Raw genomic sequence first — 26,395 nt, forward strand, 5'->3', positions numbered from 1 at the left:
AAAAGCTGAGTGTATGCTTAGCTTTGATGGGGTGCAAATGAATTCTTAATTAATATTCAATGACATGGCTCTTATTTTCCCTAAATAGTAGGGCAGAATCTCTGTGAGAGCGTAAACTTAAGTTTTCTTTATTATTCACATTCGTTGAGGTTGTTATGAGTTTGCAGTTACTTAAACACTTTTTTAATCCACAATCGATTACGGTTATTGGCGCCTCTATTAATGTAAAACGAGCGGGTTATTTAGTAATGAATAATCTGCTGGCTGCAGGGTTTAACGGACCAATTATGCCTGTTACACCTAAGTATACTTCAGTACACGGTGTACTTGCTTATCAACAAGTTAGTGATTTACCGATCACACCAGATCTCGCTGTTATTTGTACCAATGAATTTCGTATACCGGACATCTTAAATGCGTTAGCTGAAAAAGGTTGTCGAGCTGCAATTATTGTCACTACCGAAATAGATGCTAATGTTTCAAGTCGTATTTATGAAATCGCCGCAACCCATAAAATTCGTTTATTAGGTATGAGCAGTTTAGGCATTATAAATCCTCATAATTTAGTGAATGCAAGCTTGGCTCATTGTAATGCTTTACCTGGCAATATTGCTTTTGTTTCGCAATCTGCAGCGGTTTGTACAACGGTTTTAGATTGGGCTCAAAGTAAAGGCATTGGTTTTTCTGCTTTTGTTTCATTAGGTGATGCACAAGATATTTCTTTTCCTGAATTATTAGACTATCTGGCGAGAGATACCAAAACTCAAGCTATTTTGTTGTATATAGATAGCATTGATCAAGCTCGGGAGTTTTTATCCGCAGCCAGAGCAGTTTCACAACAAAAAACAGTATTGGTGATCAAAGCGGGTAGTTCTTTATTAGGCGCTAAAGCCGCCGCTTTACATAGTCGTGGCCGTTTTGGACACGATAGTGTTTACGACGCTGCTATTAAACGTGCTGGGATGTTAAGGGTTCATGATTTTCATGAATTATTTGCTGCCGTTGAAACGTTAGCTTATGCCAATTATTTACATGGTGAACGTTTAGCTATTATTACCAATGGTGGAGGGTTAGGGATTTTAGCGGTTGATAACCTTATTGAAGCAGGCGGGCGTTTAGCTGAAATAGATCAGCCCTTGATGGATAAGCTGAATGCTTGTTTACCCACCAATTGGTCGCACAATAATCCTATCGATATGATTGGCGATGCTGATCCTAAACGATACGCGACATCGTTGACGCATTTAATGGACAGTGGACAAGTTGACGCAATTTTAATTATGCATTCTCCTTCTGCGTTATCTGATAGCGAAGAGACGGCAAAGGCAATCATTGATGTGATCCAGCAACATGCAAAACGTAAACAGATTAATATCTTAACTAACTGGACGGGGGAGGATGCTGCGAAACCTGCGAGACAACTCTTCGCAAAAGCTAAAATACCGACTTTTAGAACCCCTAAAGGCGCAATCACTGCATTTATGCACTTAGTACAATATCGTCGCAATAAGAAATTATTAATGGAAACGCCGACTAATTTACCTGAGCATATTATTTATGAAGCTTCTGCCGCCGCGGAATACATCAAAAACAATGTAAATTCACAAAATCGTTCTGTTAAATTAAATACTTATCACACTAAGCCTTTGCTAGACGCTTATCATTTGAATACTATTAATACGCATATTGCTGAAAATATCGAAGAAGCAATCGAAAAAGCTAAAATAATAGGGTACCCGTTGGCGGTTAAAATAAATTCGCCAGATATCCAATATAAATCTCAAGTGCATGGCGTCATGCTTAACATTAATAATGCACGAGAATTAGATTCTGCTTTAATTTCGATTACCTCAAGAATTAAAGAAACGTTACCAGCGGCACGGCTCACCGGATTTACATTACAAAAAATGGTCGCATCAGGATTAGCGTTAGAGTTAAGAGTGATGATTAAACAAGATGCGATATTTGGCCCTGTGATCGCAATATCTCAAGACAGTGATGCTCGCGATTTACAAACTACATTAGAGAATGCTGTCGTAGCCTTACCGCCATTAAATATGGCGTTAGCAAGATATTTGGTGATACAGGGAATTAAAGATAAAAAGATCAAAGTAAAACAACATGCAAAAGACTTTGATATGCAAGCCGTGTGTTTAATGTTAACTCAGCTATCACAAATGTTATTAGATAATCCTGAAATCCACGATTTAGATTTAAATCCTGTCCTTGTGTCTGGAAGTCATGTCAGTATCGTGGATAGCCAAGTGCAACTCATGTTTAATGAGCAAGGTTTATCAAAACGATTTGCTATTAGCCCTTATCCGAAGCAGTTAGAAGAAAAAGTGATATTAAATAATGGTCAATCTATTTTAATTCGTCCTATCGTTGCGGAAGATGAAACAACTCAACAAGCCTTTGATAATGCCTCAACGCAAGAAGATCGTTATAAGCGGTATTTTTCTCAACGAGGTAAAATGAGTCATGAAGAAATGGCGAAGTTGACGCAAATTGATTATGAGCGGGAAATGGCTTTTATTGCGATTCGATTAGAAGAAGGAGAAGAGCAAGATACGCTCGCGGTTATTCGTGCTTCTATTGATCCAGATAATGTTGAGGCTGAGTTTGCTATGATTGTTCGCTCCGATGCTCAAGGGTTAGGTCTAGGTAAGTTGATGTTACAAAAGTTGGTGACTTACCAACAAGCCAAAGGCACGCAATATCTTTCTGGTATGACAATGTTAAGTAATATTGGTATGGCGACACTTGCTAAAAAACTCGGCTTTGAAGTAAAACGAGATATTGAAGATGGCGTTATTAATATGAAATTGGAACTTAATTAAATATTTATAGCCTGAGAGTAGTCGATGCAGACGCGCATACTTACAAAGTACTTATTTTGTGTTTTTGATATATTTTTTTTATATTGCTTTTAAATAAGACTTAATATTTTGTTGGCCTTCTTGTATATTGTCTGCTTTTAGTTCCCCTTGATTTAAGAGTGTGTAAATAATGAGCGATCTTGATAACCTAGAACAAGTTGTTGAAAAAAATCCGCAAGAAAAATACCTTAGTGATTACCGTCCATCGGATTATACCGTAGCTACCATCGATCTTGAGTTTGATTTGTACGATACTCAAACAAGCATTAAAGCCGTTTCTCAAATCCAACGTGTTGCTAATAAGCCTGTTCCTCTGTTTTTATTTGGTGAAGATTTAACGTTAGTTTCTATTCTCGTTAATAATCAGAATCACACTGATTATGAATTGGTCGAAGGCGGTTTAGTATTAAACGACTTACCAGATACCTTTACATTAGAAATTAATACAAAAGTGGATCCTGCTGAAAATAAGGCTTTCGAAGGCTTATACAAATCAGGTGATGCATTCTGTACGCAGTGTGAAGCAGAAGGCTTCCGTCGTATAACTTATTATTTAGATCGCCCAGATATACTTGCTAAATTCAGCACTAAAGTCATTGCTGATAAAGGGCTTTATCCTTTCTTATTATCTAACGGTAATCAAGTTGACCAAGGTGATCTAGAGAATGGAAGACACTTTGTTTCTTGGGTTGACCCTTTTCCAAAACCTGCTTATTTATTTGCATTAGTCGCAGGGGACTTTGATTGCTTAGAAGATAATTACATCACTAAAAGTGGTCGTGATGTGAAATTGGCGCTATATGTTGATAAAGGCAATTTAGATAAAACAAAACATGCCATGCTATCGCTTAAAAATTCAATGCAATGGGATGAGCAGCGTTTTAACTTAGAATATGATCTTGATATTTATATGATTGTAGCTGTTGATTTCTTTAATATGGGCGCAATGGAAAACAAAGGCTTAAACATTTTTAATTCAAAATTTGTATTAGCCAATTCACAAAGTGCAACGGACCAAGATTATTTAGGTATTGAAGCGGTTATTGGACACGAATATTTCCATAACTGGACAGGTAACCGTATTACTTGTCGTGATTGGTTCCAATTAAGTCTTAAAGAAGGCTTAACTGTTTTCCGTGACCAAGAGTTTAGTTCTGACTTAGGTAGCCGTAGTGTTAATCGTATTGCGAATGTAATGACAATGCGAGATCACCAATTTGCGGAAGATGCAGGGCCAATGTCTCATCCAATTCGCCCTGAAAGTGTGATGGAAATGAATAATTTCTATACCCTCACCGTGTATGAAAAAGGATCGGAAGTGATCCGTATGTTACATACCTTACTAGGTGAAGAAAAATTCCAACAAGGTATGCAGCTTTATGTTGAACGCCACGACGGTCAGGCTGTAACTTGTGATGACTTTGTTGCTGCAATGCAAGACGCAAGTGGTATTGACTTAACTTTATTTAAGCGTTGGTATTCTCAATCTGGTACGCCTCAAGTGTTTGTAACAGATCATTACGATCAAGCAAGCCAAACTTATCAGCTTACTTTTAAACAAAAAACAGCACCAACTGCGGATCAATCTAAAAAATTGCCATTGCATATTCCTATTGATATCGAGTTACTAGATAGCAATGGCAATGCTATTACTCTATCTGAAGGCAAAACAAACCGAGTATTAAGTTTGACTCAAAAAGAGCAAACATTTGTATTTGAAAATGTTTCTGCACAGCCTGTACCTTGTTTATTCCGTAGTTTCTCTGCGCCTGTTAAATACCAATATGCTTATTCTGATGAACAATTATTAGATATCATGAGCTTCGCAAGCGATGAATTTTCTCGCTGGGATGCAGGACAAACTCTATTTAGTAAATACTTAGTTAATAATGTAAAAGCGTTACAACTAGGTAAACCTCTATCATTGCCAAGTATTTTCATTGATGGGTTCAAATCTGTATTAGTAAGTGAAAACCTTGATCCTGCATTAGTCTCAGATATGTTTACTTTTACAAGTGAAACAGGTGCTCGTGAATTATTTGACGTGGTTGATATTGAAGCGATTCATGAAGCGCGTGAGTTTATGCTGCAAGAGATTGCGACTCAGTTGAATGAACTGTTTGTTGATACCTATCTGCGCCACCAACAACTCAAAGCTTATGAACCTAATATTGAAGATATTGCTAAGCGTAAACTTAAAAATCTAGCACTTGCATTTATTGCTCGTGTAGATAAAGAATTAGCGAATGACTATGTGCTTTCACAAATTGCATCATGCAATAATATGACCGATCATCTTGGTGCGTTAAGTGCTGCAAATAGCGGTCTGTTAGCTTGTAGAGAAGAAGTGATGCAAGCCTTTGATGATAAGTGGTTTGATAATGGCTTAGTGATGGATAAATGGTTTGCATTACAAGCTAGCATGCCTTCAGCTGACGTTTTAGAACATATTGAAGCACTGTTTGAACATCGTAGTTTCGATTTCAATAATCCAAATCGTTTGCGATCTTTGGTTGGTGTATTTGCTCAGAATAATGCTTATCACTTCCATAATATCAATGGAGCGGGTTATGCTTTTTTAACTGATCAAATTATTAAGTTAAATAGCCAAAATCCACAAGTTGCTTCTCGTTTGATTACACCATTGATTCAATTCAAGCGTTTAGACAAAAAACGTATTGAATTAATTAAATCACAACTAAATCGTTTATTAGCATTACCTGATTTGGCTGTCGATTTGTACGAGAAGGTCACAAAAGCGTTAGCGCAATAATTTACACTAAAGTGATCTAACTAACCTTTCTGATATTTTGGTTAGGTTAGTTAGACATTCTTTGATCCATTCTAGTTTTTTTTTGCTGTAAATGATGAAAATAGAGTAAGTGTAATGATATCGTTTATCATTACTTCGAATTGAACTATTTTTAATTATTATGGCCAAACTTCCTCATGAACCATTATTTTAATTAATTATGTCCTGTGATCCTTTTATAAAAGGATACGTTATATCAATCCAAACTGTTTAAATAATCTTGTTGGAAAGTACTTCCAATAAGTATTTTTATTTTTTAAATTAGGTAAGTTAATGAAACGAATAAATATAATTTGCGTTGATGATGAACGCAGCTTTTTAGACTCTTTGAGTCAAGAGTTAGCCTTTTTTGCTGATGTATTTAACATTGAAAAATGTGAATCAGCTTTAGAGTGTTTGGGCTTATTAGAAGATCTTAATGCGGAAGAAAAGTTAGTTGCATTAGTTATTGCCGATGACCTTATGCCAGGCAAAAATGGGGTGGAATTGTTAAATGAAATAGAAATGGACCATCGTTTTATCGGTACTAAAAAATTATTACTTACAAGTTCAGATGAACATGAAAATGCGAATACTATATGTAAGGTCAGTCAATCTCGTTTGGACTATTTTTTAGAAAAAATCTGTGCACCTGATGAGTTATTACAAACAGTAAAAGAGTTGATTACCGAATATGCTATTGAAAAAGGATTAGAGCTTGAAGGGTATACACCTAAGCTCGATGGGAAAGCATTATCACGTTTATCTCACACATTTTAATGAGTATATTATTTGTTTAAAACTCATTTTTATTGATGTTATAAGTTAATTTATTAAAAATTAACCCTTAAAATTTATATTCAAAACCCATTAGTATTTCTGTTTGTAAATAAAAACTATCATCTAAGTTAATCAAACAATTTCCTTCTTTACAAAAAAGGTGACTCTCGGTGTTAAAACGGGTTGCATAAACTCGTAAATCACTTTTTAAAGAAAATTGTTGGTTAATTTGGTAACGTAGGCCGCCGCTAAGGTGAGCTGATAAAGCAGTTTTAGGATCATATTCATTAGTATTTGGATTAAAATAGGTAATACCAGCGCCTATGCCTATGTTAGTAGAAAAGGGCGTTTCATTAGTAAATAAAACCTTCCCTCCAAGATGTAAATATTGCACATAAGTGTCGAACTCAGTACCCGTCATTGAAAGATGCTGTTTACTATTTGATAATAATAATTCACCTTCTGCTTTAGTATCGTATTTCCAACCAATAGATAAAGCTTGGGTTAATTCCGAGCTTAATTCAGCATTATTAGAACTACCTTGATTGTTTATGTCTTGGTTAATTCGCGATCCTAAAAATGCACTGACAGTAATATAATCTTCGTCTGCGTAAACAGAAGATGAAAAAGAACAAGCTGTGAGCAACACTGTTGAGAGTATACTTTGCATTATTTTCATTTTTAGGCATCCATTATTTTGTTAACCATCAACGCTTTGCATGTGGGCGTTTTTTCCATTTTTTGACTGAGGTATAGCGCCAAAATAATGTAAATCCCCAATAACCTACAAAAGCACAAATAGACCCCATGATGATACAGCCTAAAAATAATGCAGGTGCAATGGTTTCAAAAGCATTGAGGATCCACGTATAAGAGAGTTCAAATTTGAAGGTCATTAAAGGTTGTTGTAAAACAAAAGCGCCTAATCGATAACCCATATAAAAAAGAGGTGGCATGGTGAGTGGGTTAGATACCCAAACTAATGCAACCGATAAGGGTAAGTTCACACAGAAAAAGATAGCAAAAAATGAAGCGACAACCATTTGGAAAGGGATCGGCATCCAAGCACAAAATAAACCGACAGCAACTGCACCTGCTGCACTTCGCCTGTTTAAGCCCCATAAGCTAGGATTTTGAATTCTAGTTCCAAAATGTTTTAAATACGGGTGTGTTTTAAGCTTTTCTGGATTTGGGGAAAAGCGCTTAATCAAGTTTTTTGGCATATAATTAAACTTTATCTGTTTAAATGGAAAAAATGCGAATAACAATATGGTTGTCTATTGCTGTCTTTGTTAGTACTTTATTTTGGCCACATTTATTGACGTTTAGTGGTTTACTTTATTGTGCTCTGAGCTTTTGTATTTTTATTTATTGGCCGAAATGGCGGTATCTAGCCATTTTACCTTTAACTATTATTTACTTTAATAGTTTTACTTATACGACCTTATTAGGAATATCTAATGGGGTGTCAGAATCTAATCATACCTTGCCGATAAGTGTTTTAGAAACACCTTTTTTGGGAGTGATTAATAAACAACGGGTTAGTATTTTTTCTAATATAGTCAATGAGCAAGACAATAACATAACAATACAGATTAAATCATTAATCAATTCAAAAAATAATGGTTATTTTATTGCAAATATCATTTCTATCAACGAAATATCTTGTTTTTCCTGTCCATTAATTGAAATGCGTTGGTTTAAACCTAATTTAATGGTGCAAGCGGGTCAGATACATGAATTTAAAGTGCGTTTAAAACCACTTCAAGGTAAAGCAAATCCTGGTGGGTTTGACCGTCAAAAATGGCGTTATTCAGAACACGTCGCTTATATTGCAAATATCAAACAGCATATTAAAACAGTAGATACTGCTATTTCATTTCGTGCTTATTTATATCAAAAAACATTGCAAGTAACCGCTGATCTTAAGCATCAAGGTGCATTACTTGCACTTATTTTTGCAGATAAAAGTCTAATGACAGTAGAAGACAAAGAGGCCATCAAAACATTAGGTATTGCACATTTATTTGCAATATCAGGTTTACATATTGGGCTTATGTTTGCTTTTTCGTTTGCGGTTTTTAATGTTTTAATAAAATCTTTTGTTCCGATTCCTTTATTAGGTTGGTTAACTTGGCGATTAACCAATATTTGTGGCTTGTTGGTTTGCTTAGGCTACGGGTATGTTTCTGGTTTTTCATTGCCTACCCAACGTGCTTTATTAATGTTGTTTTTTAGCCTGTTGGTGTTATCTAGTAAACGTAAGGTGAGCTTATTTGACCTATTAGGGTTATGCCTTTGGTTTATTTTATTGATTGATCCATTAGCAATTTTAAGCAGTAGTCTTTGGCTCTCTTTTACAGCAATTACTTCAATACTTATTTTTATTTGGGCTGTGCACCGCCCATCTAATATTAATTTAGAATTGTTACCTTGGTGGAAAGTTGTTTGTTATCGATTTTTTACTTTTATTAAATGGCTGTGTTTATTACAACTGCTACTTACATTACTTATGCTGCCGATTCAGATGCAACAATTTTCTGCATTGAGCTCCTTTTCTCTTTTCATTAACTTATTTGCCATTCCTTATTTCTCTTGGCTGGTTATTCCTACTACTTTACTGGGCGCGCTATTACTTAATATTGTTGAGCCTTTGGGAAAGTATTTGTTGATGGGAGCCAATGAACTATTAAATGTATTTTTAGATAAAATGGATGTCTTATCCTCGGGATATATTCTGTTATCCGGATCAATAATGGCTTTTATACTTAGTATTTTGCTACTGATCGTATTACTTTCATTTATTAAATTAACCAATAATTATTTCGAGTTTAATAAAAAATATATGACTGCTTTTATTCTGTTTTTTATCACTTTTATTGGCATTCGTTTTGTTGAAAAACATCTAGAAAAGCAAAATATTTGGCAAGTTGAAGTTTTTGATATTGGTCAGGGGTTAGCTGTTTTAGTTAAAAGTGCAGGGGAAACTTTACTTTATGATACAGGGCCAAGTTACCCTCCTTATTATGCCGCTGCAACGGGGGAAATATTACCGTATTTACAAATGTTAGGAATATCTAAGTTAGATTACTTGTTTGTTAGCCATAGTGATAACGATCATGCTGGTGGAGCCTATACTATTCTTCATTCACTTTATGTAAATAAAGCTTTTTCAGGAGAAGCTTTTGTAATGAATAAAAAGCGTTCTGTAGATAAGATAAAAAATGAAAGACTATTTTATGAGCAATGTTTAGCAGGGCAGTTATTTCATTTAGGTAAATTAACCGTTGAAGTTTTGTCACCAAACAAGGTAGGGAATAACGATAATAATAATTCTTGTGTGGTCAAAATAAGTGATGGGGAACATGCCTTATTATTAACTGGAGATATCAATAAAGATGTTGAAGCTGACTTAATATATAATGCCATCAAAAATAAAGAGCTTGAAACATTAACTGCGGATATCTTGGTTGCTCCACACCATGGTAGTAAAACGTCTTCTAGCAATCTATTTATAAAACATGTTAATCCTGAATGGGTTGTTTTTTCTGCTGGATATCGCAATCGTTGGAATTTCCCTATTACCGAGGTTGTTCAACGTTACCAACAACAAGGAGTGAAACAAGTCACAACATCTAAGAGTGGATTTATTCGATTTAATGTGCAAAATCAGCATATTAATGTAAAAACTTATAGAGAAGATCTTGCTGCTTATTGGTATCATCGTCATTCTGTATTTTAAAAGTATTATTTGGTGCAATTCATGAACAAAAACGAAGATAATAGTTGGCCGGTTTTTAAACGTCTAATTGGCTATGTTAAAGACTTCAAGCTTGCGTTAGCCGCTGCAATTATAGGTATGGTTGGTTACGCCGCTGTAGATATGTTATTAATTTGGTCATTACAGCCTCTAATTGATGATGGGTTTACAGGTAAAGATCCAAGCATACTAAAAATGATGCCTTATTTTGTTGTGATAGTGATTGCTCTTAGGGGATTATCTGCTTTTTTAAGTTCATATTGCATGGCTTGGGTTGGTAATAATATTGTAATGAAATTACAACGACAATTATTTGCTCAGTTAATGGCACTACCAATTAGTTTTTTTGATAAAACGAATACTGGAGAGTTACTTTCAAAAATAACTTATGATGCGAATCAGGTATCTAATGCTGCAAGTAGTGCATTGATTAAAATATTTAGGGAAGGTTTTTCAGTTATTGGTTTAGTTGCTTTGATGTTTTATCAAAGTTGGCAGTTGTCTTTAGTGTTTTTCGTTGTTGGACCAATTGTTGGTTTCGCGATCAGTGTGGTGAGTAAGCGTTTTAGAAAAATAAGTAAAAATTTACAAAATGCAATGGGGTTAATAACAACCTCCTCAGAACAAATGCTAAAAGGGCATAAAGAAGTTTTGATGTTTGGTGGTCAAAAGCTTGAAAACGAGAAATTTAAAAAAGTAAGTAATACAGTTCGTACTCAAAATATGAAAATGGCAAGTGCTAATGCCATTAGTGTGCCTGTGATACAGACTATCGCTTCCTTTGCTCTCGCTTTCGTTTTGTATTTAGCAACTTTCCCGCAAATTATGGATACTTTATCTTCTGGTACTTTTGTGGTGATTATTAGTTCAATGATGGCGTTGATGAAACCGATTAAAAGCGTCACTCAAGTAAATAATGAAATTCAAAAAGGTATTTCGGCAAGTAGAAGTTTGTTTAACATGTTGGATATGACAGTTGCTAAAGATACAGGCACGCATACTGTTGACCGAGTTAAGGGAGATATTAGTATTGAAAATATCATTTTTACTTACCCTACAGCAGATCAACCAGCATTAAACAAAGTTAGTTTTGAAGTTAAAGCTGGGCAATCTGTTGCATTGGTTGGACGCTCTGGGAGTGGTAAATCAACCATTGCCAATTTGTTAACTCGTTTTTATGATATTGATTCCGGTGAAATTAAGCTAGATGGTAAAAATATCGAAGAATATAGCTTAAGTTGTTTACGCCACCAGGTCGCCATTGTTTCTCAAGATGTCCATCTTTTTAATGATACGATTGCTAACAATATTGCCTATGCTAGCGAAGGGAAGTTTACCGAACAAGATATTATTGATGCAGCAACAACGGCTCATGCAATGGAATTTATTGAAGGATTTCCTGATGGTTTAAATACTATTATTGGTGAAAATGGAGCCATGTTATCGGGTGGGCAGCGTCAACGCTTAGCTATTGCTCGTGCATTATTACGTGATGCTCCCATTCTTATATTAGATGAAGCGACTTCTGCGCTTGATACTGAATCTGAACGTCATATTCAAGCCGCTTTAGATGAGCTGCAAAAAAATAGAACTTCAATTGTTATTGCACATCGCCTATCTACCATTGAGCATGCGGATCAGATTTTGGTTATTGATCAGGGCAAAGTAGTTGAAAGAGGAACGCATTCAGAGTTGTTAGCCCAAGAAGCGATCTATCACAGTCTAAATCAAATGCAAGCTTCGGGAGAGTCGTAATGCCTTTTTGGTATCAACCGACGCTTTGGTGGACTTGGTTTTTATTTCCTCTTTCTTTATTAATGCGCGGTATTAATGCGGTACGTTATTTTTGTTACCGTAATAAATGGCTGAAAAGTTACCAAAGTACTTTACCGGTAGTTGTCGTAGGGAATATTTCTGTCGGCGGAAACGGTAAAACGCCTTTTGTGATTAGCTTATGTGAAATCTTAATCGAAGAGGGTTATAAACCTGGGGTTATTAGTCGTGGTTATGGCGGTAAGTCATTACATTATCCGTTGCTTGTTGAAAGTTCAACGACAGGTAAAGAAGCGGGTGATGAGCCTGTATTGATCCATAAACGTTTAAATATTCCTGTGGTTGTTGATCCTGTTCGTGCTAATGCTGCTGCTTACCTTGCAGATCATTGCGATGTTGATGTTATTATTACCGATGATGGCTTGCAACATTATGCGTTGCAAAGAGATATTGAAATCGTTGTTGTTGATGGAAAACGTCGCTATGGTAATCAACATATCATGCCAATGGGGCCGCTTAGAGAGCCTCTAAGCCGTTTGAAAACGGTGGATTATATTATCAATAATGGTGAAGTTCATCATGATGAATTCACCATGCTATTAACGCCATCTGATTGTAAACGTGTTGATGGTGAATTGGCCGTATTAAGCGACACTAATGTGAATGCTTGTGCTGCGATTGGCTATCCAAGGCGTTTTTTTGATACTTTGAAAACACAAAATTTCACATTGAATAAACAAGTATCCTTTGCTGATCATCATGCTTACACTGAAAACGATTTTAAACAATTTGAATCAACTCGCCCGCTTATTATGACAGAAAAAGATGCGGTAAAATGTACTGCATTTGCACAACAAAATTGGTGGTATTTGCCCATTGATGGCAACTTACCAAGATCGTTTATTCAACCTTTTTTAGAACAATTAAAACAGATTAAGGAATCAAAATGTTAGATCTTAAATTATTAGATATTATTGCTTGTCCAGTGTGTAAAGGTAAATTGGCATACGATAAAAAGAATAATGAATTAATCTGTAAATTTGACCATTTAGCTTATCCAATCAGAGAAGGGATTCCTGCTTTGCTTTATGTTGAAGCACGCAAGGTCAGTGTGAACGAGGAATAAATATGTCATTTATTGTTGTTATTCCTGCACGTTATCAATCGACTCGATTACCGGCAAAACCTCTAGCTGATATTCTTGGTAAAACTATGATTGAACGCGTTGCCGCGCAAGCCTTGCAAAGTGGTGCCAAACAAGTCATTGTGGCGACAGACGATCAACGTATTGTTGATGCATTGCAGTCGGTACAAAATATACAAGTGTGCTTAACCTCTAAAGACCATGAGTCTGGTACAGATAGATTGGCTGAAGTTTGTAAGCTTTATCAATTTTCTGATGATGAAATCATCGTTAATGTGCAAGGTGATGAGCCACTTATTCCACCTAGTGTGATTAAACAAGTGGCTAATAATTTATTCGCTAATGAACAAGCCAGTGTTGCAACTTTGAGTGCTCCCATTAATGACCAAGATGATGCATTTAATATTAACGCAGTAAAAGTCGTGAGCGATAAAAATAATTTAGCTCTTTATTTTAGCCGAGCAACAACACCTTGGGATAGAGATAACTTTACGCCTGCAAACCAACAAGCGAAAAACATTGATTTAACACATTTGCAACGTCATATCGGTATTTATGCTTATCGAGTTGCATTTTTGAAGCAGTATGCTGAGTTATCGGTTTCACCATTAGAAGTTATCGAAAAATTAGAACAATTACGCGTACTTTGGCATGGCTTTAAAATTCATGTCGATGTTGCCGTTGAAGTGCCTCCAGCAGGTGTTGATACTGCAGAAGACCTTCAACGTGTTATTAATGTATTAACCAAAACTAATTCTAATAGGGAATGCTAAATATTATGAGACTTTTTCTTATTTGCTGTTTAAGTTTGTTACTAGTTGCCTGTGGTGATGATCGCCCAGAACGACTACAAGCCAACTTAAAAACAGCAGATTACTTGATTGAAAACCTCGGCCAGAAACTTGATAGCAATCGTATTAGAAATGCTATTGTGTTGAAACAATATGCTCAATTGTTAGCAGAAACAAAGCCCGAGTTAACTCCATTATTGGTAGAGCTGTCTAAGGATGCTACTCGTAATGGCCCTATGTATCGCTCATTAACAGAGCGTTTATCTACTCTGAAAACGCAACCTGATGTATTGGGCGATATTGAAGCTCAGTTGTTTGAAAGTGAAACATTAATTGAAGCGGCAGATTCGACTTTGTTTAGCGACGCATTATCTGACCCTATCAATGTTATTGCTGATATGTCCGATGGTAAATATGCTCGCGTTAATGCTATTAGCCAAGAACAAAGTCTACAAGCTAATGCGGCAGAAAGTCATGGTGCGGGTAGCCAACTAATCGGTAATCCAGGTTATGGTCAATGGCAAACGAACAGCAGTGGTTTTTCTTTTTGGCAATGGTATGGTGCTTATGCGATGTTTTCCGCGATATCCCGTCCAATTGGCTATAATAATTGGTCATCGCGACGCGATTATAGCTACTATAATGATGTGGGTCGTAATCGCTATACTTCACCACAACAAAAAAAGTCACAGGATAATTTAGCGGCTAGAACCAAAAAACAATTCGCTAACAAAGGTGGTTTCAAAAGTCCTTATGCAAAAGCGAAAACAGGTGCAAGTAGTATGTCTACAGCAAGTAAACAAGCGCAGCGAGCACCAAGTTTTGCAGGGAAATCGAGTTACTCTAAACAAAAATCATCCTCTAGCAGTTTTAGAAATAGCACATCCACTACTTCACGTGGCATTAGTCGCGGTAAATAGGAATTATTATGAATGAATTAATCACAACCTTACAACAAAGCGGCTCTCTGGTCGGCTATTTAGCGATTGATATGGTCGTTGCTATCCTATTGCTAGGTGGTATTCGTTATACAATGGGGCTAATTGGTAAAATTGATACTGCTGATGAATTAGCTAAAAAAGATAACTTTGCTTATGGCATGAGTATGGCCGGAAGTGTCGCGGCAATGGGAATTGCATTAAGTGGTGCAATCACTGGAGAATTAGCTGGCTCTTATCTAGTAGAGCTCTACGGCATGCTAAGTTATGGATTTGCTGCATTGATCTTAATTAAAGCGGGTAGTTATATCCATGATAAATTTGCTTTACCAGCATTTAATAAACGCGATCTAATCGTGAATCGTAATTTTGCCGTAGGTATTGTTGATGCGGCTTCTGTTATTGCTACTGCGATCGTAGTGCGCGCTGCTATTATTTGGGTTGATGGTATTAGTGTTAAAACCTTTATTGCATTAGCCGCTGCTTGGATCGTTTCTCAGGTTATGTTGGTGATTATTACACGTGTTTTTGAATGGAAATATTCAAAAAATAACGGCATCAGTTTTCAAACTGCATTAACGAATGAACATACTGCATTAGCGATTCGTTATAGTGGTTACTTAGTTTCTACTGCTATGTCTGTGACTGCTGCAAGCTACTTTATTGAATTTGATATGGATTCTCTATGGATCGGCTTAGCGCAATGGGTTGTGATTAGTATTATCTTGATGGTTGCTTTAACTATTTTAACCACTGTTGCGAAACACCTTGTATTATGGGGAATTAACCGCCGAGAAGAAGTTGAAGATCAACAAAATATTGGTATTGCAATTATTGAGTTATCGACTTCAGTGTCTATTGCTTTATTACTGATGGCATTAATGTCATAAGCGAACACCTTTCATTTTTATAAGGCTATCTTTATGATGGCCTTTTTTATAAGCGAATTAAAATTTATGCGGTTAAACACATTAACGAATAAGCAAACTAAATTGCTTATTGATGACACGTTATTAATTCTAATAATGGCGACATTAGCTTGTTGTGGTTTAATTTATGAATACCTTCTTTCTCATTATTCGGCTCGTATATTGGGCAGTGTAGAAACGGTTATTTATGCAATCATTGGAATCATGATCGTTTCAATGGGGTTAGGGGCTTTTGCTGCAAAAAAAGTTAAAGATGCCTTTCAGGGGTTTGTTGTTTTAGAGTTAACCGTGGCTTTAATTGGTTGCAGCGCTACTTTGTTTATTGCTTCTGTTATCGGTTTTAGTCAAACCTTGCCGCAGATCATTGCTGATACCTTTCAAATTCCTAATGATGTTTTTATAAAAGGGGATTTTCTAGCAAGTTTGAATTGGCTTAGTGTTAAGTTACCTTATTTATTTGCTTTTATTCTTGGCTTTTTAATTGGGCTAGAAATTCCTCTCATTGCACGTATCCGAGAAACGGTTTACGGACAACACCTTGCTCACAATGCTGGGACTATATATGGTGCTGACTATATTGGTGCCGGTGTCGGTGCTGCAATTTGGGTTTTGTTTATGTTGCAAATCGATATTAATCAAGCTGCAGCATTAACCGCTTCTCTAAATTTAATTGCAGGGTTTATTTTCTTAATTCGATTTAAAAGTTATTTACGCCATAAGGTAAAGTTAATCATCGGTCATATTTTTCTCGCGCTATTAATCGCAATGGTTTTTGCTTTTGGCGGTAATTGGCAAAAGCAAATGCAGAATATGCTGTACTTGGATAAAGTGGTTTATCAAACACAAACACCTTTTCAAAACCTCGTCTTTACTGAGCGTTTATTGGGAGGTGGTTATGATCCTATTTATAACTTTTATATTAACGGGCGCTTACAATTTTCAAGTTTAGATGAACATATTTATCATGAGTTTTTAGTTCACCCTGCAATGCAAGCTTCTGCTCGACACGATAAAGTGTTAATTATCGGTGGAGGTGATGGGCTTGCTTTAAGAGAGGTGCAAAAGTGGCAACCTACTGAAGTGACATTAATTGATTTGGACCCGCACTTAATTGAACTCTTTAAGCAACCAGAGCAATTTCTACCGCCTCATCTCGCTGATAAAATAATAAAATTGACCAAAGATAGTTTTAATCAAGCTGGCGTAAATGTGATTAATGATGATGCTTTTATTGCCATTGATTCATTACTTGCTGCAAAGCAAACTTTTGATACCATTATTGTTGATTTGCCAGACCCAAGTCATCCTGATTTGAATAAACTGTATAGCGTTAATTTTTATTATCGATTAAAAAATTTATTAACGGGCGATGGTATTATCGCAGTGCAATCTACTTCGCCTTTTCATGCTCAAAATGCCTTTATCTCGATTGCTAAAACACTACAAACAGCAGGTTTACATAGTGAACAATACCACCAAAATGTACCATCCTTTGGTGAGTGGGGGTGGTCAATTGCAAGTAAAATGGGGAGAAGTCCTTCTCAACGTTTAGCTGCGATTGAAAGTTTAGATGTGCCGACAACTTGGCTTACGTTACCTTTATTGAATGCTTCGTTTATTTTTAATAAAGGCTTTTACGCTGATCAAGATAAGGTAAAGGTCAATTATTTAGGTAGTAATGTGCTGTATCAATATCATCAAAAAGCTTGGGAAATTGAAACTGAATTTTCCAACTAGCCTTGGTTAATCTTACAAAAGCCTACTGTGATTTTGTTTCTCTTAAAAGGAAATTAAGAGAAACATATTTAACTGCTATCTTTTAAATTTCAATTATACCAATCATAGTAAGTAACTGATCTATTTTACTTGTTAAAATAACTTATTTTTTCGTTGTAAGTTTCGTAAAGGGAACAACCATTTATATCAACTTACGCCTCAAACTAAGCTATTTTTCCAGCGCAAAATTTAGAACAGTTATTTAATACAATTGGTATTAACTGTCATAGAACAGTCTTATTTTTGCAATCTCGTTGTCACTTCCTCCTTTTACTCTATTAAAAAACGTAAAAGGATGAACATTATGATCTCTAGCCAAGAAGTCTTTAAAAAGTATTTTCCACAACTCGCTGAAAATACATTGCGCCATAAATTACTCTCATCACTATGTAAAAATTTATTACATGAAGCAGAGTTTATTAATTTTGCAGATCGTTATCCTACTTTACGTGGTTTTGACTTAATTGAAAAAACACTCGAATACTTTGATTTCAGCTTCGCGACAGTAGATAAACAAATTGAAAGAATACCAACAACAGGTCGCGTTGTAATTATCGCAAATCACCCCATTGGTACATTAGATGGATTAGCTTTGTTGCATCTTGTTAGAAAATTAAGAAGCGATGTCAAAGTAGTTGCGAATGAATTACTGATGGAAATAAAACCATTACACGATGTGTTATTGCCAGTTAATAATATGTCGGGTGGCACAGCGAAAGAAGATTTGCTAAATATTAATCAGTTTCTAGCTAATGATGGGGCATTAATTATTTTCCCTGCAGGTGAAGTTTCTCGCTTTACTCCAACTGGAATCAAAGATTGCGCATGGCAAAAAGGATTTTTAAAAATAGCAGCTCGTGCTAAAGCGCCCATTTTGCCTATTCATATTAAAGCACGAAATTCTTGGGTGTTTTACACTTCATCTTTTTTCTATAAACCATTGGCAAGTTTGCTACTGATTAAAGAAATGTTCAAACACAATGAGCAAAGCATTAAAATAAGTATAGGCAAACTTATTCCCTTCGATAGTTATGGTAAAAGTAATTTAACCACCAAAGTTAAGGTTAATTTATTGCAAAAAGAAGTGTATCGCGTTGCAAAAAATAAGCTTAGTTATTTTAAAACTGAGTCAGTGATTGCGCATCCCGTTGCGCGAGTAGAATTAAAGCAAGCGATAGAAAAATGCCAGTTATTGGGCAATACATCAGATGGTAAAAGCATTTATTTATTAGATAAGCCGGATCACGGAATTATTCTAAAAGAATTAGGCCGATGCCGAGAGGTCACGTTTAGAGCGGTTGGAGAGGGAACGGGCGAAAAACGTGACCTTGATAAATATGATCTTGAATATATGCATCTTATTTTATGGGATCAGCAAGACTTAGAAGTTGTTGGTGCTTATCGTTTTGCTCCGACTGCTCGATTGATTGAAAATCAAGGTATTGGAGGTTTATATAGCAATCAATTATTTGAATATAAAGCAGATATGCAGCCGTATTTTGAGCGTGGTATCGAATTAGGTCGTAGTTTTGTTCAACCAAGATATTGGGGGAAGCGTAGTCTAGAATATTTATGGCAGGGCATTGGTGCTTATCTTGCTATGAATCCTGATATTCGTTATTTATTTGGCCCTGTCTCTTTGAGTGCTTCTTTACCGAAAAAGGCACATTCGTATTTAGTTTATTTTTATCAGCTTTATTTTCCAACACAAGCTGATTTGGCATGTGCGAGGAATAGTTACTCTGTTTCTGAAGAATTAGATAATGAGTTGTTTCATTATTTCAGCGGAGATAATTACGCGAAAGACTTTATGAAGTTGAAAACCATGATGAATAATATGGGAGTAAGTGTGCCCACTTTATATAAACAATATACTGAGCTTTGTTATGAAGGTGGTGTGCAATTTGTTGATTTTAATATCGACCCTGATTTCAACTACTGTATTGATGGTTTAGTGGTGGTGGATTTAACTTATTTAAAAGAAAAAAAGCAAAGCCGTTATATTGATATTCACCTTGCTGAGAATGAAAAACACATTATTAGTCATTAATAACATGCTTGTGAGGCCTTATGAAATCTGCTCTAAAGCGTCATAAGGATATAAATTAGGGTTTGTTTTGCTGTTCATTCAAATGGAGGCTATAATTCGCGCCCTATATTTACCTTAAAAGGATCTGCAGCAGTGTTTGAATTCCCAACAATGAATAAAAGTAGTATTAAAAATGATGTGCTTTCAGGCTTAACGGTTGCACTCGCATTGGTTCCTGAAGCAGTGGCATTTGCCTTTGTTGCAGGTGTTGAACCAATGATTGGTTTGTACGCTGCATTTATGGTTGGTTTGATCACCGCTATCTTTGGTGGGCGCCCTGGTATGATTTCAGGTGCAACAGGTGCAATGGCTGTTGTTATGGTTGCATTAGTGAGTGAACATGGCGTTCAATACCTATTTGCTGCAGTCCTACTCGCAGGTTTATTACAAATGTTATTTGGTGCCTTCCACCTTGGTAAATTCATTCGTATGGTGCCTCACTCAGTTATGATCGGCTTTGTAAATGGCCTTGCGATTGTTATCTTCTTGGCTCAACTCGGTCAGTTTAAAGTAAAGGATGCTGCAGGTAACCTAACTTGGTTACAAGGCGAAGCAATGTATATCATGCTTGGTTTAATTGCTTTAACTATGTTGATAATTCATTTTCTACCGAAATTAACAACGGCGGTACCTTCTACTTTAGTGGCTATTTTAGTCGTGACTTTATTAGTTTACTTTGTACCTGAGTTAAACACTCGTACGGTATTAGATTTCTTGCAGGGCATGACTGGTGACGAAAATGCAACCATTGCAGGTACATTACCTACTTTTGCTATTCCTGCGGTTCCATTTACCTTTGAAACACTATCAATTATTTTACCTTACTCGTTTATCTTAGCGGCTGTTGGTTTGATAGAGTCTCTTTTAACCCTTACTGTTGTAGATGAAATGACAGGCACACGTGGACGTCCTAACAAGGAATGTATTGCACAAGGTGCTTCTAATATGGTGAACGGTGTCTTTGGTGGGATGGGCGGTTGTGCGATGATTGGTCAGTCCATGATTAATATCAACTCAGGCGGCCGTGGTCGTTTATCAGGTATTACTGCTGCACTTGCCTTACTAGCGTTTATTTTATTTGCTTCTGGTTTAATTGAAATTGTTCCTCTTGCTGCATTAGTTGGTGTCATGTTCATTGTTGTTCTAGGGACGTTTGAATGGGCATCTTTTAAAATGATGCGTAATGTACCGGCTAAGGATGCATTCGTTATTGTATTAGTAAGTACAGTGACAGTTTTCACTGATTTAGCGATAGCTGTATTTGTTGGTGTCATTGTTTCTGCATTAGTTTTTGCTTGGGAGCATGCTCGCCATATACACGCTAAATGTGATACTAACGAAGACAATACTGAGAAATATTACAATATTAATGGTCCATTATTCTTTGGCTCAACAAGTAACTTCTTAGAGCTTTTTGATGTGGTTAATGACCCAAGACATGTTGTTGTTGATTTTGACTCTTCTCGTGTTGTTGACCATTCTGCGATTGAAGCAATCAGCGTACTAAACGAACGTTATGTCAAAGAAGGCAAAAAATTACATATTCGCCATTTAAGTAAAGACTGTCGTAAGTTATTACATAAGGCGGGTGTGTTAGTTGAAATGAATGTGATTGAAGATCCATCATATGCAGTTGCATCTGACCAATTAGGATAAATCACTGCGGTGAAATAAAATCTTTATTAGTCATTTTTCGAAGCAGGTCATTGGGCCTGCTTTTTTATTGTTGAACATTTAATAGGTAGTATCTTGATATGAAAGGGGACTAGCGGTTTGATTCTCTAATTGGACGATATTCTGCATTACATTTAGGGCTAAGACCCATTGTTTTAGCATTCCATACTGAAAACCAAATATGTTTGTTTCTGAATGTTTTCTTTTTACTTTTCATCTTCTTCTCCTTTTTAATTTTTATTCACTCTAAAGTCTCCCCATTGCATTTTTATGACAATTAAAAAATAAAAATGATTCAAATTAATAAAATAGCAAAGAAATGCTTTTTTAATAAAAATTTGAATAAAAGCATTATTCTACAGCTTGATCTTATTGTATGCTTGAGACACAAAGCATCATAGGTTGTTTACATGAAAGACCAGTGATTAATAATAACTATCTTCTTACAACTAGATGTACCCCCTTCAATTTCGTCCCTATATTTTTATTATAGGCTCGGCATCTAGTTCATTAAGATAAAAAATTTTTAATTTTATAGGCACGATTAAACAATTTAGCTTATTCCGATATTTGGTCTAACTTTAATGGATAATAGGTGTCAATTAACGTAATTGGTTGAGGTGAATTGTGATTAAAAAAATCGGCGTATTAACAAGTGGTGGCGATGCTCCAGGAATGAACTCTGCAGTAAGAGCAGTGGTTCGTACATGTCTTTCTTATGATATTGAAGTATTTGGTATCTATGATGGTTATGCAGGATTGCATGCTGGAAAAATTGAACAATTAGATCGTTACTCTGTTTCTGATGTTATTAATCGTGGAGGCACATTCTTAGGCTCTGCTCGTTTTCCTGAATTTAAAGAAGAAAGTGTTCGTAAAGAAGCAATCAAAGTACTAGAAAAGCATGGGATTGAAGCATTGATCGTTATCGGTGGTGATGGTTCATACATGGGGGCTTTAAAGCTCAGTGAAATGGGTTACCCATGTGTCGGTATTCCGGGAACAATTGATAACGATATCGCAGGTACTGATTATACTATCGGCTTTATGACTTGTTTAAATACCATTGTTGATGCAGTGGATAGATTACGCGATACTTCTTCTTCACATAACCGTATTTCAATTGTTGAAATTATGGGCCGCTACTGTGGCGATTTAACACTATGGGCAGCCGTTGCTGGTGGCAGTGAATATGTCATTGTTCCTGAGAAAGGCTTTGATGAAGAAGAATTAATAGAACAACTTAACCTCGGTGAAGAAAAAGGTAAAAAGCACGCCATTATTGCTATTACCGAACATATGACAGATGTGAATGCACTTGCTGAACGTATTCAAGAAAAAACTAAACGTGAAACTCGTGCTACTATTTTAGGGCATATTCAACGTGGTGGTTCACCAATGGCATTTGACCGTATATTAGCGAGCCGTATGGGCTCTTATGCTGTTGAATTGCTGAAGTCAGGAAAAAGTGCACGATGTATTGGTATTCAAAATGGTGAAATGGTTGACCATGATATCATTGAGTGTCTAGAAAAAATGCAACGTCCATTCCGACAAGATTTATATGATTTATCTGAGATTTTATTCTAGATAGATTAACATGCTGACTCTAGCCTACCTTTTGGTGGGCTTTTTTATATCGATAGGAAAGTAAATGTCTGAAGCGCAAAATAATCCTTTTATAAGTTTTATTGATTTTAATAAAAAACATCCTTTGGCTGAACATTTACAGCCTGCCTATTATCAATTAGGTTTTATTTGTAGTGTCCAGGCAGTGCCTGAAATAATTGATTTAGAAAAATGGTTAGTTTATTTATGGCGAGATGACGTTATTAGTTTTGATAATGAAAAACAAGCAACTGAGTATGCACAAGTCGTCTTAACTATGCTTACTGAAATTGATAGCTTATATGAGCAAGCAAAGCCTTTAGAACAACTTAATTGCATGAATTGGCTTAATAACGAACAACACTTGTTAAGTGAAGATGCACTATTATTCGCGTCAGGTTTTTTAGCTGCCATTGAAATATTTAATGCAGAATGGTTGCAAGTGGAAGGTGATGAATCAGTACAAAATCTGTTACAGACTTCGGTTTTACTTATTACTAAATTAACAAAAGATGAACACACTTCTGCAGAATTATTAGCTCTTTTTGAGCAGTTACCTGAGGTTGAGGAAATATTAAAAATATTACCATCATTAATAAGCAATTTAGCTTATAGTGCAGCACAAAGTTCACATTAACAATCAGTGATTGGACCATCATGATAAAACCTACTAGGAAATTTAATGCCCGTTGAAAACCAAACAAAGATAAAAGAGAATTCATATTTTAGCTTGGTCGCTGAAAATGAGTTTTTTGTTGTTATTAACAAACATGCTGGGATTAACTTTCATACTGAAGATGGAGATATCGGCGTTGTAGTTGCGGCTGAACAGTATTTAAAACAAAAGCTATTTAGTGTACATCGATTAGATAAAATGACGTCGGGGATTCTCCTGTTAGCAAAATCATCACAAGTAGCTAATGGGTTATCTGAATTATTTAAAAGTCAGCAGATTCAAAAATATTACGTAGCGATTTCAGATAAGAAACCTAAAAAATCACAGGGTTTGATCAAAGGTGGAATGGAAAAGTCACGTCGTTCAATGTGGAAGTTAACCAGAGGGCGAGACAATCTTGCTATCACTCAATTTTTTAACTATTCACTAGGTGACGGAAAACGCTTATTTATTGTTAAACCTAAAACAGGTAAAACACATCAAATTCGCGTTGCCTTAAAAAGTATTGGCAGTGCGATCTGCGGCGATCCAATTTATGCCGCTGAAGAATCTTATCGATATGACCGAGGCTATTTGCATGCTTATCAAATTCAGTTTGAATATGAAAAACAATTGTTTAATTTTAAAGTCATGCCTGAAGTCGGTAAATTATTTTTATCTGAAACTTGCAAAGAGAAGCTATCATCAATCGATGATTGTGCTTTACTTTCTTGGCCTAAGGTTTAATCAAACGAGCTTTTGTTAGTCATTCATGAACAGAGCCACTTAATGTTTATGGTGTTAAAAAAGTAACAACTAAAACTAAGCCTCTCATTTGTGCGTCGTATTAATATTGATTAGGTCAGATAAAGGACTTCTGACACAATTTGCTCCAGCCTGTAATACATGCGTATATATTTGAGTTGTTCGCAAGTCCGAGTGCCCCAATTGCTCTTGAACAGTTCGAATGTCGGCGCCTCGTTGCAATAAGTGCGTCGCAAATGAATGGCGTAATGTGTGTGCTGTAACTTGTTTATTTAGATTTAATTTAAGCGCAGTACTTTTAATTATTTTTTGAATATTTGTTTCGTGAATATGGTGTCGTCTTAAGTTCGATGTACCAGGCTCAATAGAAAGTTGTGTTGATGGGAATAAATAATGCCATTTAAATTCTTTTGCCGCATTTGGGTATTTGCCTGCTAAAGCATGTGGTAAAAATACTCCATTATAATCCCCCCGTTGCATATCTTCTTGATAATAGAAATTCGCTTTCATTATTTGTTTTTGTAAAAATTCCTTAAGTTCAGGTGCTAAGGTTACTCTTCTATGTTTGCCGCCTTTTGCATGCCAAATATTGATGGACAAATAATCAAAGTCAATACCTTGAATACGTAACCTAACTGCCTCCATTAACCTTAACCCACTGCCATATAGTAAATGACAAGGAAGAGAGAGAGTTTGTGGTATAGCATTCAATAAACGAGAAACTTCATCAGGCGTCAAGACGATGGGGAGTTTAGGTTGTGTGCTTGTTTTATTAAACTTTAGAGTCAATGTTAATGGTTTATCTAAAAAATCTCGATACAAATAAACCAATGCGTTCAACGCTAGGCCCTGGGTCTTTGGTGCTACTTTTTTAGTATTAGCGAGATAAGATAAAAAAGATTCAACTTCTGCATTATGACAAATAGAAGGGTGTTGTTTATTGTTAAAGTAAATATAACACTTGACCCAATATACATAAGCTTTAATCGTCTTTTCGGCATAAAATTTTAACCGCATATTTTCAGTAAGGGCACTTAAAAATGGAGATTGCATGTTAACTCCTTAAGGTACATTAGAGGGTGTATTTATATACAGTGTAGGTTGTGTTCCGTATTTCTGCCAAAATGCGGAATAGTTCTGTCTAGTTGCATGATTAATATTTTATAATTTTGTCGAAGTTGTTGATTTAATGTTTTATGAGTGTATTGTTTAAGTCATTTTAACAAATAAAACTATTCCGCATTTTCACCAGAAATGCGGAATGATTCTGTATAATAAGCTGTTAAGTGTCACTGGTATCGAGATGAGAGAAGTAAGTAAATCTGAGTTTAAAGAGGCTTATGTTAAATTCGGAGGCCTAAAAGATGGATACGATATGGCGTACTGGGATCAGGTCATAGACACTGAGAAAAAATTGGATTTCAGATATTTTTTGAAAGAACCCATCTCAAAAGAAGAATGCCGGATGATGTTAGTCGATGATTATTCTAGTAAGGAAGTCAGAATGTTTTTTGTATCTGTCGATCAAGAAGAAAGAATGTTTGATAATTAGCTGGGTAAACAAAAGTGTCTATCTGGAAAACCACACTTAACAAGTATGTAAACCAGACCCAAAACACGTCGCTCAATTTGTGCATGGGCTGCGCCCATTATTGCACAAACCGCCCGCCATGTTTTGGGCTGGTTACATAGGCGTTGAGGCTGTAGAATTTCTCCAAAAAACGTATTTTCATGCATTTTTCTAATTACATCTAATTGTATAAAAAACAACCTTGATTGAGCTGGTCGTCTGTGATCTAATAGTTATTATTCGCTCAGAGTTAAACGTGATGGCTAATTACAAACCTGACTTATCTTGCCAAAGTAAATTCATTCCTATTGATTTCGCACAGCAAATTATTCCCGGTACCTTTGAATACGCACTTTCCCATATCGTCGATAAACATCTTGATTTAAGCTCTTTTGATAAATGGTATGACAATGATAAAGGCGGAGCAGCAGCTTACTCTCCATCGGTGATGTTAAAGATAATTCTGTTTGGTT

General features: G+C 35.8%; 21 protein-coding genes. 18 read left to right on the plus strand and 3 right to left on the minus strand.

Going from position 1 to position 26,395, the window contains the following annotated elements:
* The first annotated feature begins 155 nt into the window (after positions 1-155).
* The 3 genes from E2R67_RS09975 (at position 156) to E2R67_RS09985 (ending at position 6,450) form a co-directional block, all read left to right on the plus strand.
* Positions 156-2,840 carry a bifunctional acetate--CoA ligase family protein/GNAT family N-acetyltransferase gene (locus E2R67_RS09975; protein ID WP_134290811.1) on the plus strand — a complete coding sequence of 895 codons (2,685 nt, stop codon included), beginning with the start codon at positions 156-158 and terminating at the stop codon, positions 2,838-2,840.
* Between the two features lie 169 nt (positions 2,841-3,009).
* The gene (gene pepN / locus E2R67_RS09980) at positions 3,010-5,652 is read left to right on the plus strand and encodes an aminopeptidase N (RefSeq protein WP_134290812.1); all 2,643 of its coding nucleotides are present in this window, start codon (positions 3,010-3,012) and stop codon (positions 5,650-5,652) included.
* Positions 5,653-5,964: 312 nt separating this feature from the next.
* The gene (locus E2R67_RS09985) at positions 5,965-6,450 is read left to right on the plus strand and encodes a response regulator (protein WP_134290813.1); all 486 of its coding nucleotides are present in this window, start codon (positions 5,965-5,967) and stop codon (positions 6,448-6,450) included.
* A 67-nt stretch (positions 6,451-6,517) separates the two neighbouring features.
* Here the strand turns inward: E2R67_RS09985 and E2R67_RS09990 are convergent, their stop codons facing one another.
* The gene (locus E2R67_RS09990; protein WP_166739362.1) at positions 6,518-7,120 is read right to left on the minus strand and encodes an outer membrane beta-barrel protein; all 603 of its coding nucleotides are present in this window, start codon (positions 7,118-7,120) and stop codon (positions 6,518-6,520) included.
* 37 nt (positions 7,121-7,157) lie between these two features.
* Positions 7,158-7,673 carry a DUF2062 domain-containing protein gene (locus E2R67_RS09995; RefSeq protein WP_134290815.1) on the minus strand — a complete coding sequence of 172 codons (516 nt, stop codon included), beginning with the start codon at positions 7,671-7,673 and terminating at the stop codon, positions 7,158-7,160.
* Positions 7,674-7,705: 32 nt separating this feature from the next.
* Between E2R67_RS09995 and E2R67_RS10000 the strand changes: the two genes are divergently transcribed.
* The 13 genes from E2R67_RS10000 (at position 7,706) to E2R67_RS10060 (ending at position 24,334) form a co-directional block, all read left to right on the plus strand.
* A complete protein-coding gene (locus E2R67_RS10000) occupies positions 7,706-10,192 on the plus strand; it encodes a DNA internalization-related competence protein ComEC/Rec2 (protein ID WP_166739363.1) in 2,487 nt (828 codons plus the stop codon).
* Positions 10,193-10,213: 21 nt separating this feature from the next.
* Complete coding sequence (msbA, locus tag E2R67_RS10005) at positions 10,214-11,965, plus strand: lipid A ABC transporter ATP-binding protein/permease MsbA (RefSeq protein WP_134290817.1); 1,752 nt, start codon at positions 10,214-10,216, stop codon at positions 11,963-11,965.
* Positions 11,965-12,936 carry a tetraacyldisaccharide 4'-kinase gene (gene lpxK / locus E2R67_RS10010; RefSeq protein WP_134290818.1) on the plus strand — a complete coding sequence of 324 codons (972 nt, stop codon included), beginning with the start codon at positions 11,965-11,967 and terminating at the stop codon, positions 12,934-12,936. The genes msbA and lpxK overlap by 1 nt, the downstream gene beginning before the upstream one ends.
* Complete coding sequence (locus E2R67_RS10015; RefSeq protein ID WP_134290819.1) at positions 12,930-13,109, plus strand: Trm112 family protein; 180 nt, start codon at positions 12,930-12,932, stop codon at positions 13,107-13,109. Before lpxK ends, E2R67_RS10015 begins: the two co-directional genes overlap by 7 nt.
* A gap of 2 nt (positions 13,110-13,111) precedes the next feature.
* Positions 13,112-13,900, plus strand: coding sequence for a 3-deoxy-manno-octulosonate cytidylyltransferase (gene kdsB, locus E2R67_RS10020; RefSeq protein ID WP_134290820.1), 789 nt, complete (start codon positions 13,112-13,114; stop codon positions 13,898-13,900).
* 5 nt (positions 13,901-13,905) lie between these two features.
* Positions 13,906-14,838, plus strand: a complete 933-nt coding sequence (locus E2R67_RS10025) for a hypothetical protein (RefSeq protein WP_208379507.1) — start codon at positions 13,906-13,908, stop codon at positions 14,836-14,838.
* Positions 14,839-14,846: 8 nt separating this feature from the next.
* Entirely contained in the window at positions 14,847-15,746 is a 900-nt protein-coding gene (locus tag E2R67_RS10030; RefSeq protein WP_134290822.1) for a DUF350 domain-containing protein, read from the plus strand.
* 33 nt (positions 15,747-15,779) lie between these two features.
* The gene (locus tag E2R67_RS10035) at positions 15,780-17,522 is read left to right on the plus strand and encodes a polyamine aminopropyltransferase (protein WP_243836996.1); all 1,743 of its coding nucleotides are present in this window, start codon (positions 15,780-15,782) and stop codon (positions 17,520-17,522) included.
* A 343-nt stretch (positions 17,523-17,865) separates the two neighbouring features.
* Positions 17,866-19,611 (plus strand): bifunctional ornithine lipid synthase OlsF, encoded by a 1,746-nt coding sequence (gene olsF, locus E2R67_RS10040; protein ID WP_134290823.1) that lies wholly within the window; start codon positions 17,866-17,868, stop codon positions 19,609-19,611.
* A 150-nt stretch (positions 19,612-19,761) separates the two neighbouring features.
* On the plus strand, positions 19,762-21,306 hold the full coding sequence (locus E2R67_RS10045) for a SulP family inorganic anion transporter (RefSeq protein WP_208379508.1): 1,545 nt from the start codon (positions 19,762-19,764) through the stop codon (positions 21,304-21,306).
* Positions 21,307-21,951: 645 nt separating this feature from the next.
* Positions 21,952-22,914 (plus strand): 6-phosphofructokinase, encoded by a 963-nt coding sequence (gene pfkA / locus E2R67_RS10050; protein ID WP_134290825.1) that lies wholly within the window; start codon positions 21,952-21,954, stop codon positions 22,912-22,914.
* A gap of 64 nt (positions 22,915-22,978) precedes the next feature.
* Positions 22,979-23,569: a UPF0149 family protein gene (locus tag E2R67_RS10055; protein WP_134290826.1), complete on the plus strand. Its 591-nt coding sequence runs from the start codon at positions 22,979-22,981 to the stop codon at positions 23,567-23,569.
* Positions 23,570-23,614: 45 nt separating this feature from the next.
* Positions 23,615-24,334 carry a TIGR01621 family pseudouridine synthase gene (locus tag E2R67_RS10060; RefSeq protein WP_134290827.1) on the plus strand — a complete coding sequence of 240 codons (720 nt, stop codon included), beginning with the start codon at positions 23,615-23,617 and terminating at the stop codon, positions 24,332-24,334.
* Positions 24,335-24,418: 84 nt separating this feature from the next.
* Here E2R67_RS10060 and E2R67_RS10065 read toward each other — a convergent pair whose 3' ends face one another.
* Entirely contained in the window at positions 24,419-25,405 is a 987-nt protein-coding gene (locus E2R67_RS10065; protein ID WP_134290828.1) for an integron integrase, read from the minus strand.
* A gap of 250 nt (positions 25,406-25,655) precedes the next feature.
* Between E2R67_RS10065 and E2R67_RS10070 the strand changes: the two genes are divergently transcribed.
* A complete protein-coding gene (locus E2R67_RS10070; RefSeq protein ID WP_134290829.1) occupies positions 25,656-25,904 on the plus strand; it encodes a hypothetical protein in 249 nt (82 codons plus the stop codon).
* A 277-nt stretch (positions 25,905-26,181) separates the two neighbouring features.
* On the plus strand, positions 26,182-26,395 hold a 214-nt coding region (locus E2R67_RS10075), incomplete at its 3' end, for a transposase (protein WP_508278621.1).

The sequence above is a fragment of the Psychromonas algicola genome (genome assembly GCF_004378355.1).
Classification (GTDB): Bacteria; Pseudomonadota; Gammaproteobacteria; order Enterobacterales; family Psychromonadaceae; genus Psychromonas.